12 protein-coding genes and 1 tRNA gene are annotated in these 12926 nt (G+C 46.0%); 5 read left to right on the forward strand and 8 right to left on the reverse strand.

The genetic code is table 11. The features are described from left to right. Positions 1-26: 26 nt before the first annotated feature. Entirely contained in the window at positions 27-443 is a 417-nt protein-coding gene (locus tag EJ361_RS04195; protein WP_240646542.1) for a DUF805 domain-containing protein, read from the reverse strand. A gap of 177 nt (positions 444-620) precedes the next feature. Here EJ361_RS04195 and EJ361_RS04200 point away from each other — a divergent pair. The 5 genes from EJ361_RS04200 to EJ361_RS04220 all read left to right on the forward strand — a co-directional run bounded on the left by EJ361_RS04200 (position 621) and on the right by EJ361_RS04220 (position 3580). After that, a tRNA-Ala gene (locus tag EJ361_RS04200) sits at positions 621-693 on the forward strand. A gap of 133 nt (positions 694-826) precedes the next feature. After that, positions 827-2113: a tyrosine-type recombinase/integrase gene (locus tag EJ361_RS04205; RefSeq protein WP_126244109.1), complete on the forward strand. Its 1287-nt coding sequence runs from the start codon at positions 827-829 to the stop codon at positions 2111-2113. A gap of 122 nt (positions 2114-2235) precedes the next feature. Next, a complete protein-coding gene (locus tag EJ361_RS04210) occupies positions 2236-2700 on the forward strand; it encodes a hypothetical protein (protein WP_126244110.1) in 465 nt (154 codons plus the stop codon). A gap of 12 nt (positions 2701-2712) precedes the next feature. Beyond that, positions 2713-3147 carry a hypothetical protein gene (locus tag EJ361_RS04215; RefSeq protein ID WP_126244111.1) on the forward strand — a complete coding sequence of 145 codons (435 nt, stop codon included), beginning with the start codon at positions 2713-2715 and terminating at the stop codon, positions 3145-3147. 67 nt (positions 3148-3214) lie between these two features. Then, positions 3215-3580 (forward strand): hypothetical protein, encoded by a 366-nt coding sequence (locus EJ361_RS04220; RefSeq protein WP_126244112.1) that lies wholly within the window; start codon positions 3215-3217, stop codon positions 3578-3580. Positions 3581-3582: 2 nt separating this feature from the next. On the opposite strand, the gene EJ361_RS04225 is transcribed toward EJ361_RS04220, so the two are convergent. The 7 genes from EJ361_RS04225 to EJ361_RS04255 all read right to left on the reverse strand — a co-directional run bounded on the left by EJ361_RS04225 (position 3583) and on the right by EJ361_RS04255 (position 12921). Continuing rightward, positions 3583-5337: a hypothetical protein gene (locus EJ361_RS04225; RefSeq protein ID WP_164714079.1), complete on the reverse strand. Its 1755-nt coding sequence runs from the start codon at positions 5335-5337 to the stop codon at positions 3583-3585. Next, positions 5306-6883, reverse strand: coding sequence for a hypothetical protein (locus EJ361_RS04230; protein WP_126244114.1), 1578 nt, complete (start codon positions 6881-6883; stop codon positions 5306-5308). The genes EJ361_RS04225 and EJ361_RS04230 overlap by 32 nt, the downstream gene beginning before the upstream one ends. Before the next feature lie 3 nt (positions 6884-6886). After that, positions 6887-9676, reverse strand: coding sequence for a phage tail length tape measure family protein (locus EJ361_RS04235; protein WP_126244115.1), 2790 nt, complete (start codon positions 9674-9676; stop codon positions 6887-6889). Positions 9677-10002: 326 nt separating this feature from the next. Then, positions 10003-10197 (reverse strand): hypothetical protein, encoded by a 195-nt coding sequence (locus tag EJ361_RS04240; RefSeq protein ID WP_126244116.1) that lies wholly within the window; start codon positions 10195-10197, stop codon positions 10003-10005. A 17-nt stretch (positions 10198-10214) separates the two neighbouring features. Beyond that, complete coding sequence (locus EJ361_RS04245; protein ID WP_126244117.1) at positions 10215-10721, reverse strand: hypothetical protein; 507 nt, start codon at positions 10719-10721, stop codon at positions 10215-10217. Positions 10722-10747: 26 nt separating this feature from the next. After that, complete coding sequence (locus EJ361_RS04250; RefSeq protein WP_126244118.1) at positions 10748-11707, reverse strand: hypothetical protein; 960 nt, start codon at positions 11705-11707, stop codon at positions 10748-10750. A gap of 35 nt (positions 11708-11742) precedes the next feature. Then, positions 11743-12921, reverse strand: a complete 1179-nt coding sequence (locus tag EJ361_RS04255) for a hypothetical protein (RefSeq protein WP_126244119.1) — start codon at positions 12919-12921, stop codon at positions 11743-11745. Positions 12922-12926: the final 5 nt, after the last annotated feature.

Here is a 12926-nt window from a genome sequence, read left to right on the forward strand (position 1 = left end):
CTTCAGGTAAAATGCTGATAAGTTAATTACTTAGCGGCGCTATCTTTCTCAAAATCGAACTGCGTGTCCGTCTCCAAAGGATCGGGGCCATATTCGTTATCGCCTTTTTCGCCTTCGGTGGCAAACAGTATCAGATTGTAAATCGGGATCAGGATGAACCAACCGCTTTTACCCAAATCGTGCATACGCCTTACAGCAACGGCGAGGTAAGGGATCAGGAGCGCGAGGGAAACTATCATTTGAACCATGGATGCCGCGATTTCTCCCATCACCATGGCAAGGATGAAGTACACGCCCCAGGTAACAATCAGGTTGAACAAGAAGAAATACCAAAATTCCGGCCTGGTAGCCCGGCCTTTGAAGTCCGCGAATTTTTGCAACGCGGCAGTAACATGTTTAATCATAGTGTAGGATGGTTTAAAATTTCCAACGGCAATATACATGTAAATTTTTCTCATTTAAGAATAAGCCTGCTGAAAACGGGGTATCCCTGACTAAAATGCGTGATTCTACGCTTTAATAATACGCAGTGAATTCACGTTGTGAACAGGCGCAGGAAAAATTGCAAAAGATTTTTTTTGAATTTTAAAAAAAGCGCCTATTTTTGCACTCCATTCTACGGGGGGTTAGCTCAGTTGGTAGAGCGCTTGCATGGCATGCAAGAGGTCAGGGGTTCGACTCCCCTATCCTCCACTTAGGTTCTGAAACTCGCCACCATGGCGGGTTTCATTTTTTTAGTGTTCAACGAGTGCGAAAAAAGTTGTTCCTCGCTGAATATTGATCCCAAGTTTCACCGAACAGTATCTGGACTCCAAAATTTTGGACAATGGATACTGAAAAAAAATTTTATTACCAGGTTTATCCGGTGGATCGTGACCTTTCGCGTGCATGGTACGTATTATATAGGGTCAATGGTAAGAGAGACAAAGCCCGGGGAAATCTAAACCGGTATCACACCCGACAAGAAAAGGAAGAGGAACTGTTGAGGATCTTAAAAGACCTCAGCCGCAAGTACGGTCGGGCCATAAATGAGCCATACAAAGACCGCGACAAAAGCGTAACCGGAACAATGGCGCCCAGCCATCAATTGAAGCCGGAAACGATAAAGAAACTCTCATTGATAAAAATGCTGGAAAATGTCTTCCAGGCGACCAAATCTAAACTCCGCGGAAAAACCGTCTCAACCTACCAAACCAAAATCATACATTTCCTCCTATGGTTTAGGGAATCGAACTACACGGATTTTTGTGAAGTCAGAGAAATTCCGAAGGAAGAGATTAGCGCCCGCTTCTTTGACAAATCCAAGAAAAACTATAAGGAAAGATCCTGTTTAGAGGAATACTTGGAATATCTCAGCACCCAAACTGGCATTAAATTCAACAAAAACAAGACTCGGTCTAACAAGACCCTAAACTCCTATGTCCGTGTCCTGAAAACTTACTTCGAATACCTTGTCAATGGAGAGGTGATTCCACACAATCCACTTAAAGGAACCAGCCGCTTAAAGGAAAGTTCAGTTTCTGCCGGTGCTTTTCGAACTGATCAACAACAGCTCCTTTCAAAAATTATTCAAGAGCGTCATCCTCATCTTTGGCTTGCATGCCAATTGAGTTATTATTGCTTACTGCGACCAGGAGAAATCCGAAAGTTAAAGGTTGGTGATATTAATTTCGCAGACCAAACAATTACCGTGAGAGCAGAAATTTCTAAAAACAATAAAACGCAGACGGTAATGATTCCCGATTCCTTTATTGAACAGCTCCGATTTGTTCTTAAATATGAAGAGTCAAATTACCTAATTTCAAAATTTGGACATCCTGGCGGCGAATTAATGTCAGTAAATCATTTAGGTAACCTACACAGGTCGATTCTCCGAGAACTACGATTTAACTCGAAGTATGTGCTATACTCATGGAAGCATACCGGAGCAGTTTCCTACTACAAAGCGACAAAAGATATTAAAGGACTGAAGGAGCAAGGCCGGTGGTTCTCGTTGGATATGGTAGAAATTTATCTTTCGAACCTCGGCGCACTAAACATTGAGGAATTAAAAACTTGCTTTCCTGAAATTGGCACAATATGCGGTGAAAAGCCTTCTAAGGCAGTTGCATAAAAAGTAGTTATCCGATTGTTAATATCGACTTGATTGTTCAAATCAGAAAGAGGATATTGCGACTCCAAAATATTTTTTTTCCAATTTGGACTTTTTGGTACTCGTGGTGCGTATTATATTATATGAAACATTACATCGAGTATTCACGCATGGCAAACGAGTATTCCGGATTTGTTTTAGGCTACTCTTATGAAGCCAGCAAAACGGTTCATCTCCTTTGTCCAAAAATTACATTGGGACGTCTAAAAAAAAATAGCCTGTTCCCACGAAAGCTGGCTTTTGAAAGAAAAGATCAGATATTCCCATACGCGAGTATGGATGCAATTTATCAGGATGTTGTCGATTATTTTGATAGGCCGCGCCAGCTATGGCGCAATGTCGGTATCTACGAAATTCCAATAGCCGTTTTTGAAACCGCAAGTTTTCAAGAAAGGATCGCCCCGAAATATTTTCAAAATAGCATTGAGAAAATCATACCGAAAGTCGAAAAGGGAGGATGGACGCACTTTTATTGGAATGGAGACATCAAAAATGCATATATCACTGATCTATATAGTTTTACATTCTTGTACTATTACTCAAAGTAAAAAATGTGCAACATGGATAAATTTTATGCGCTCGGCTTAAAGTTCGCCGAAACGTCAGGAACTATAATCATTTCAGCTCAAAGAAATATTACTGATTTAAGTGCTGAGGGTAATACCGTTAAAGCTATTCGCGGGACCGAGCATTTGCTAATTTCCGACTATGAATATTTCAAACATTTCTTTTATACATTACGCTACAAGAATTATCCGAAAATATTGGATCAAATAGTAGTATTTCGATTGCCGTTCACATTCTTTACCAGCGGTATTGAAAGGCCGTCAGTTTATACTGAAGGGGACTTTACCTCTCACGAAATCCTTCGGGAGCTTCCATTCGTCGACAAACCATACATGTACGCAGGCTTTCTCCTTCGGGCCGCAGAAGCAGAACAATACTACGTGCATCTATTTTCAGAATTCGAAAATTACCATGTTTCAATTCCTTAAAGGCAGATTCAGGTACATTTACTTGCCGGGGTTTACTGTCAACATTGAAAAAAAGACATACTTATATATGTTGATTTCGCACGGTACATTTGCCGAAAATGGGCAATTATCGTTTCATGGCTACGACTCGATTGAAGAATTGGTGGATGACTTTGCAAAAAGCGTTGGCTGGTATTCAAGTTTCACCGCTGTCAGGAAATTACGGATCTATAAAATTCCAAAGCAACTTATCAACCTCCATAGCATGGATGTGAGTGAAGAGTTGCCGGCCTTGCACAGAAAAATCCGGCGTACCTTACCGGATCACTCTGAAATTGGCACCTGGCTACCATTCAAACTTATCAGACGCGATCCTGAAAAATATTTTCAGGCCCATTTTAAAGATGCTTTGGTTGAAGTACTCAGAAACAGGCTATCTGATGGTAATGTTTAAGCTTACTCGACCTTCCAAAGCTCAACTTTAGCGGGGCTACGGATGGGCAATTCAATGTTGATCTTCTTTACAAGGTAATTTGAATTTTCCACTCGTACTTTCTTCAATAAATCCAATTCAGCTAAATCAGTAAGAGAAAGTCTTATTTGACGAATTACCTTTTTCCCGAATTTTCTCATATCAAGGTATGACTTCCACCAAGTATTTCGAAGGCCAGATGCACCTTCCCAAGCTAAAGTTGTGCTACTACCCCAGGGATACGGATTTCCCTTATTATCCAATGCCCAGCCGTTGAAAAATGTGATTCGCGGCGCGGAGGCGGAATCGTTAAGTTTGCCTTCTCGATCATACTGTCGTCCACGGAGCATCACGATCGGAGCGAGTTGATATATCGTAAGTCCGGGATCAACTCCATCCGTCCACACAGTGATATTATCTCCAATTAATGGTGCCATCCTGAACTTCACTTCGTACTCAGCTTCTTCCCAATAATAATCGGTATAGTCCTTGGAAAACCTTTCATACAGTATCGTATTGCCACTCGAAATCCAATATTCGCCAAACACAGGCTCATGATAAAGAGTTTCGTCACCTGGTACAGCAGGAAATGGCGCCGCCGACCATGGAAGCACTCGTCGCCCCTTTATGCTTTGCAAAAATTTTTGGGCTGCTCCGTCGCTTTTCATATCAGGCACGTATTTAACTCCACGCTCAAAATCGTTGCTGATCTCGAAGGAGGAATCAGCCATACTGGTCCAGTTAAGCTCAGTTGGCCGGTTCAGCAATTCGGAAAATGCACCATATTCCAATGAGCCGTCTTTAAGAGATACATAACAAAAAAGGCAAAAAACCGATTTAAGGCCAATTATTACGTCGGCCACTGTAAGTTCCGGAGGAATATGGTTTCGAATATCAATGGAACGATCATTTTTATTCACCCAATATTCAATACCGAGATGATACTCTTTGACATACCTGGAAAGGCCAAAGTTGTTATACATCACGAGGGTTCGAAGTTTGGTATCGTGATCGAATATATTGTATTTTACATCAATACCTTTTAAGCATTCACGTAAAATGTAAGTAAAGTAGGGAAAGGGAGTCACGGCAATGTATTGATATGACTGTGCCGCCGCGGAGGTCGCTTCGAGTCTTTCACTTACTTTAAACCCCGGGAGCAGATAAAAATTCTGGATAGTCCTCAATGAGGTTAACAGTGGCTCAGTTCCGCCAAAAAAATCCGGCGCCCCGACAGGGAAAAACACATATGGAAAAGTATCAACATTTCCTTGCGCCGCCTCCAGCATATGAGCGCCAACTTCCTCCGAAGTATCGAAACTTCGCGTATAACTCAATTGGTCAATAACTTTTGTTTTGGTAGCAAACTCATGCAGCGAACTGTTACCCGTTAAAAAGAATGTGTCGACGCTGCTTTCTGTTACCCGACGAATGACAAGATCTCCTTTGAATAGCGGAATGCCGTCTACGATGAGGTTTACTCCTTTCAGCGTCCGCGGAAATGGGAGAATATTCTCGACAATATCTGGCATGTTCAGGATACGCCTTGTCGCTGCAGTCAGTGGTAATAAGAAAGGAAATGAAAAGCTCCCATTAACCAATTCATCATCGAAAATAGGGTTGTTTATTTCCAAGTTTATCCTTGTTTCGGGGGATAAATCAAAAAATTGTCCGTTGTAGCTCAATTCAATCATCTCAGTATACATTTTATTCACCGTAGCCGGCATCATCAAATGCATATCTGTACTCAACAGTTATGCTTTGGAGATCAGGTCTGAATTTTAGCGTTTCCATGGAATTCTTAGTAAGCAACACCGGAATGTATACGCCTTTATAGAAAAGGAAAATATGGTTGCTGTTAAAAAACTCGTGGAGGTATCGCAGATAACCCTTATCAACCGCACGAGTTGAGGTTGTGAACACCCTGTGCAGAGTCCTCGATGCCGAAACATACCTCCCTCGATGTGTAGGATCAGGAATGTCGTCACTCCCTACCCGCTCCACTATCGCTTCCGTAACGGACAGCGAAATTTCCTGCCCATGTGTATATAAAACATCCATTCCTCCGAGGGAATTTTGAAACAGGAAATACTGCCGATCCTCCGGACACTGCCAGTCAACTCGAAATTCCCTTTTTTCTGATATCCTTATACCGCGGTGCCTTATATAAACCGTGTAAGCTGCGATTTCATCCTCTGGAGATGGCAAAAATCTCTGAAGGCCAAGTTGAAAAACTCCAACAGGTACGACGTAAGGTTGCCAAAGATTAAATGAAGGGAAGTCAGTCACTTCCTGCCCCTGCAGCTGGACCCCGTTGCCGAGTAGGATATCAACCATTACCGTCGCGGGAGAAGCGGAATCATACATCCCTGCGTTTGTAAGAAGAAAGTAGAGGAATTCCGGCTGATCCTTACCTACCAATTTCCCGGCCGGACACCAGGTCAAAAATGGCACATATTGTTGCATTAAATGGGCCTCCAGATCAAACCCCTGCAGTACCGCGTCGTATCCTATCCCGCCAAGAAGAGCGTATTTCACCGCGCTCACTACATGGGATCCGGTTCCCAGATATGGCCCACTGGTAACTTCATGGATCCGGTAGTAAAATCGTTTAAGGAACGAGCTTACGGCAACAGGACGCGCCAGCGTATTGGGAGGAATGGCTGGAAGTATCTTGCCGGGGAGCAGTTCGGGGTTCTCCAGTATTCGGCGGAGGTTGACATTAAACTTCCTGCCCGCATCCGGAAACAACTTCATGCCTATTATTTTCCTGAATTCATTGGAATTCAATTCCTGCTCTTCGTAGATATCCAAAAGAATAGAATAGTCTACAGCGGGATCCGCGCCAACGGCCTGAATTTGGTCAGAAAATTGCAAACTGCCGGACATCACGGTATTGTACCGGATTCCGGTATAGCGGGCCTGAATAAGTATGGCGGGCGCTATTCCATCCCGACTAACATCAAAAAACTGAGCAAACTGATTCGAAGAGGCCAGTGATGCAACTAACCCATCAATGAATGCGCTGTCGTTAATGAACAAACTACGCGGATAAAAATTGCCATCACCTCCCGTTTCAGAACACGTAAATGTGAGTGCCTCAGCGCCGCTTGCCCAGGTAAATATCAATTGCTTGCCTGGATCTGCCGATTGAATATTACCGGAAGAAAAACTTATCCTACTTCCCCAGCGAACTCCGGAAGCATTCACATCCGTACTCAAACGAAGAGTTACGTCATTTCGGACGCAACTGAGCCCTTTCACGTCTTGCGAAATTGTCAACATAGGTTATTTCATTTGACCTCGAGTTCTCACCTCAGCACCGCCATCCAGCAGTTCAGTAAGTTCCGAATAAGAAAAAACCCCCTTTACTACCCGGGGCCATGATTCCACTGCAGCAATGAGCCGGTCCAATTTTTCATCACTGACCGATGGGGATAAGGATACATTTGACGGGGTCGTTGTAAAACCGCCTAGTGCAAATCCCTTCATCCTTACCCCTTCCAATGCATGAATTACCCTCGAAAACTGAGGATGTTGTGTCATCCATGAAGGCGCTACCCATTCATTAGCATGCACAATTCCTGCTATGCGAGAATTCGATGGATCCGATATGGTGTAACCGCCATCAAAAAACTCTGTGGAAGCGACTTTGGCTACTGAAAATGCGGCACGGGCTATTGCGATTGCGGCGCGTAATGCGCCGGCGATGCCGAAGGAAGCCGTCGATCCTGGGTTTGCAAAATACCCCGCCACCTCTCGCTCCGTATCGATAATGATGGATCCAATCGTGAATGCTTTGATTAAAACGGCATTTTCCCGACGGGCATCCTCATCGCGGCTCAACATTTCAATGCCAAACTGAAAGGAATCTCGGAGGGATTGGCGGAGAATATCCTCATTTTTAAGCCGAAGCTCAGTGGTGCGCTGCGCCTGATCTAGTCGCCTTTGGCTGAGCGCCAGGTCTTGCTCGACTGTCGTCTTACCAAACTCTTCATTCAGCCGTTTAAGTGCCTCAATTCTCTGCTGTTCGATCAGTTCCTGGGCAATACGACTTTCTTCCAGAATTCGAGTTCTTTCCCCCGCTGTGATCCTGTCGTTTTCGAGTAATACCGCAGTTCGGTTCTGATTTGCAAGCAAAAGGTTATCGAAAAACAAATCATCGGCATCAGCATTTCGCTGATGTTGTTCCTCACGGGCTTTTTGTTGGGTTTCGACACGCTTTTTCTCCTCCTCAGCCGTTTTTTTGGCCTTTTCCTCCTCTTCCTTTCGGTACTTTTCAGTGATTTTCGCCAGTTCAGCAACATGCTTATCGTATTCCGCCTCTGTAAGTCGGAGGGAAACGGCCGAAATTTCCGTTTCCGATGCGCCCAGGCGACGAAGCTCTGCTATTTGCCGGGAAATAGCCTGAGTCTGCAGCGCAAATCGCGCCTCCTCACGTGCGCGATCCTTTTCAATTCCATCTGCCATTGCTTCCACTTCGGCCTGGCGAACCTGGTTGTCTAACTCGAGTAGCTTATTCCTCAGCTCTGTTTTAGCGCGAAGAGCATCCTGGTGCGATTTTTCGCGGGCCTTTCTCTGTTCCTCTGATTCCACAGCAGCAGTTTCAGCACTCCTTCTTTTTGCCAAAGCCTTGTCGGTGGCGGCATCCTTTTCTTCTTCAACAACCAGCGCCGCGCGTTGCCTGTTCCGGACTTCAGTAAAGCCCTGGTTATACGCAGCCGCTACTTCCTTGCCGAAGTTTGAAAAAGCACCTCGGGTAGTATCTAGTCCGCGCTGGATCTGATCCGCATCAAATGTCAATGCCCCAGCTACCATGTCTGCAAGGCCGGAAAACGTACTGACAGCGATATCGCGGATCCCGGTAAAAACAACGGTAATCGCATTCAGTACGCCATTGCCAACAGCAATCACCAAATTGAGTGCAGATACGAGTTCTCGCAGCAGTGTTGAAACGATCCGAAGTGGGAAGGTCAGGCTGTTAGCCACTACTGTCAATACTTTCACCACAACGCTGGCGCCATCCACCCGGCTGGAGAATAAACCAAATGAAGCCAAAAGCTGTTTCACCTGGTCCCAAACTTGCCCGAAAATTTTGAAAATTGAATTATATACAGCAACAACTGGCTCCGATTTTTGAAAAATATCAGTAACAAAACTGATGAGATTATTGAAAATCGGGATTACCTTCTCAGCAAGAGCCTCGGTGATATCGTCCCAAACGAGTTTAAACTTCTGCAACGGCCCTCCTTCAGTTTTGCCGACGGCAGCTGCCACACCGCCAAATTCCTTTTCCAACTCGGAAAGGATAATTGCCTGCGCTCCAGCGACATCATTGGTTGCCACCAACTCCTTCACCATGGCCTTTTGCGACTCCGTAAAGCTGACCCCTACTTTTTGAAGGGCGTTTATTCCCCGAACAGGATCATTCAGCGCCTTCCCAACCTGTGTTGTGGAAGATTGCAAATCCTGTCCGAGCGCGACACTTACGTCGAGGATCGCCTGTTGCGCCCGCCCGAAGGTTTCCGAAGTGACATTTGTGAATGTCAGAAGAACCGCGGAGGACTTCCTAATCGCCTCATCGTCTATATTGGTGGATTCCCGCAATGAGCGGGCCATAGCGTCAATATCCTCCCGAGCAATTCCGGCTGCGCCGCCGGTCGAATTAATTACTGCCTCAAGTTGCGCTGTATTAGCTGCGGCCTCAGCGGCGCCCTCATACCCCGCACGAAATAGGGAGGCCACGCCTTGAATCGCTCCGCTTATCGCCTGGAGGGTGAACATGCCGGTGAAAATTCCGGCGGCAGAGGAAAGGGCAGACCGCCAAAATCCGACCTGCTGGGTACTGGCCTGTAGATTTCGGTCCACACCGCGGACAGATTCACCGATCTGCCTGATTTGTGTATTCACCTTCCGCAGCTCATCTGCCTTATCGGCAAATTCCTGGCTATCGACTGGCAATTGTCGAAGCTCACGCCGCAGTTGCCGCGCGTTATTCTCCAGTTCCTTAAGTGTAGTGCCGGCACGTTGGCCATTTATCTCCACTTGAACCTGTACCTGGTCTGTCCTTACCGCCATATCACTGCAAAATCTTCAGCACCAATTGACAACCATTCACAATTAAACAACAACCGTTAACACGGATACCGGTTCGAACTTCAACCGGGATCCTTACGCTCTCACAGCCGCAATACACCCGCCAAGTAACACCATCGAAAAAAACTGGTTGTCCGAAATCGAGTGAGTACGCCCGGTCACCGACAGAAACGTCGCCATTCAGAACATATCGCAACAATTCCACATTCCTTTTCCTCTCGAGGATATCTTGATCTAACGGCATAAAAAAAAGTAAAAAAGCCCCACCCGCTGGGCGGATGGGGCTTATAGCACATCGTCTACTCGCCTCACACGGGTTTCGAACCGTTGGGTTTCTCAGTCATGGCTTTAACCTCTTTGATATAAGGGCATCGCGCATTGAACAACGCTTCTGCCTCTTCGTCGGTAAGGTGCTGGGTGGAAAATTCATGAACACCATATCCGACCGCAAAGGCGACGAATTTCTCCGGCGCACCCTCTACAACCTGAAATCGCTTCAACATATTATTAATATTTAAATTCAACTCAACGGAACCGCACCGGTGTAAAAGAAACATGGTTTATCACCGTTTCCCGTGAGGTTAAGTTCCCAGCCGTTTTTGTCCCCCGGCTTCTGGCCGGTATCGCCCTTGGCCTTTTCGAGTCGAAGAGGTTGTTTCTTCGAACCGACGATGATCATTTGATCGTTGTTATCTGCTATGATAGCGATTACTCGAGCGCCGATCAGGTCGTTGACCCATTTATTATTAGCGGCATTGTATCGCGCCAATTTAAAAGGGATGTCTTTTTTAAAGCCGCCATTAACAGCGTCAGCAATCTCATCTACAAGCCCGGCCTCCAATTCGACAAATGGAATATCCTTCCAAAACTTTCCAGCGGTAAGCGTGATCGGAGTTTCGATAGTCCACGGATCGGTCGGCCCGGGCAGTCCAATATTAGTAATGTCGCCAACTTCGGCCAGATACAATTTTGCGATCCCCGGGGTTGCTGCTCCACATTGCCTGGTAATTGGTCCAACTTCACACATATAAAAAAAATTACGGGTAATTAAATTTACTCTTGGTCGTTTGTCCAGACGAGCCCTTTTATGATCGGCATCCCTACGCCCATCTTAAAATCCCCAAGCACTTCAATTTCACGTCGGTTCACCTGGAAGCGGAGGTTGAAATCAGAATCCTCTGAGGTACCATCGATGAGCCTTTTGAGATTCTCCTTTTTGGTAATGACTATTCGTTGCGAACCTGCCATACCGGGACATCCTACAATTTCGGTATTGGTTCCATCAATCGTCACAGACTGCAGCTCACCGGTAATACCGCGGTAATCCTGATGGTTACCGAATTCCGCGCGATAGTCCCGTTTGTACCAGCGAAGTAATGTGGGAGAGCAAAGAGCCACAAGCTGTTCAGTTTGGTAATCGGAATCAACGGCATCGAACACCATCTCAAATGACTCCCGCGCATTTGTTTGGCTAAGAACTCCAGTGGCAACGGGAACGATCTTCGCGGCGGTGATGGCATCGGAAACGATCTTCAGCAATCCGTCGAACGAAGTCGATGCCCCACCAGGCGTACCCGGCGTCGGCGCCACGTACTCACCATTAAATAAGAGTCGAAATTCCAAATCCTTCTTGATGCGTTTGATTACTTCCGAAAGGATATACCCCTCCAGCAGTTCTTGGCCTTCCGGAAGGGATCCGTCAATCCTTTTCCCCTCCCAGCTCCGCTCTAAATCGATGGGATCAAGCGGGAGATCTACTTTGATACGGCGAACTTTAAGGGTTTCCGGAACGAACTTAATATCACCTTTGGGAGTCCAGGCTTTTTGATATGGCTGCAGAATCTCAGAAACCTCGGTTTCGGTGATAATGTACTCATCCTTTATCCCCGCAATAGTCGAAAAAAGAGACATGGAATACTCCTTTTCGAGCAATTTTGAGTACAATTCGGAAGCCTTCTCCCGATGATATGCGCCGAGACTGGCCGTCAGCGCGGAAATGTCAATGCCTGGCATGCTTCACAACTTTCAATTTCACAAAATCAATATGCCTACTTACGCTTACCCTGATTCCAGGGCTGGCGCCAAAATTTATCATCGCCGGCGGCTGATTGCTGCCCGAAATCATCTCCCGAATGCACATTGGTGTGATCCACCAACGGTTTACCGCGAAATGCAGCGAATTGTGCGCGAAGCTGTACTACTTCAGCGCGAACAGCCGCGAGAGCTTCATGGATTGCCCCCAATGCAGGTGAAAGCTCATCGTTAATTGGGGGATTCTGCGGACCAACTTCAGGATCCGCCTCCCGCTGGGTGATTGCGGTAATCTTACCATCGACAACCGTAATTACTTTCCCCTGCAACTCTCCTTCGGAAATCTCAAGATCACCATCAGGCGCAGGAACTTCACTGCCATCTTCCTGGACGATGTATACTTCATCTCCAATGGCGGGATCCTCGCCAACGCAAACGATACGAATATGCTCACCGGTAGATATGATACTGTCGATAACGGAAAGCAACGCCTCAGATGGGTTCACCGGCTTCCGTTTGGAATATTCGGCATACCGGTGAAAAAATGGCTCAAAAATTTCAGGGTTCGCTTCGATATGGTTCCATATTTCCGGGTTATCATCCAGAAACTTTGTCGCTATTGCGGCGAAATTATCGGGAGCGAAACTGGCCGCGGAGAAAAGGCCGTTCGGATTTGCAGCAGGATCGTCAACCACGTCCGTTGCCAGAAGGGACTTGATTTTGACAAAGGTCTTTTCGCCTTCTCCAGCCACCCGCTGGTTCTCAGAATCATAATGGTAATAATCATCAATCTCGAAAGAAATAGATGCCCCGAACATATCGGGGTTGGAGTTTGCCATTGCGATTACATAGGAAAAAAGATCGCCCTTGGGTGATTTCTTTGCGACGTTGTCTAAATGGAGGTCGGCCATCGCCCTTTCACCGTCTACCCGGAAGTTTTTAAACCGTCCGATAAACGTACCTAACGCCTCAGCACACATCGTGGGATGGCCGAACCTACATTTGACCCCAGCCGGGAATTCATTACCCAATCTAACAACGTCTCCTATAAAATCAGCTTCGAGATACACGTCATGCCCTTTTGCTTCACCAGCAGTACAGACAGCAACGTTTCGAATAATACCTTCCTCCACCTGAATATTACTCTGCCGGTAAAGACAAGGAGTACGAAACCGATATTTATGCCTCAAACTCATTGACG

The sequence above is a fragment of the Chitinophaga rhizosphaerae genome, assembly GCF_003958645.1.
Classification (GTDB): domain Bacteria; phylum Bacteroidota; class Bacteroidia; order Chitinophagales; family Chitinophagaceae; genus Chitinophaga; species Chitinophaga rhizosphaerae.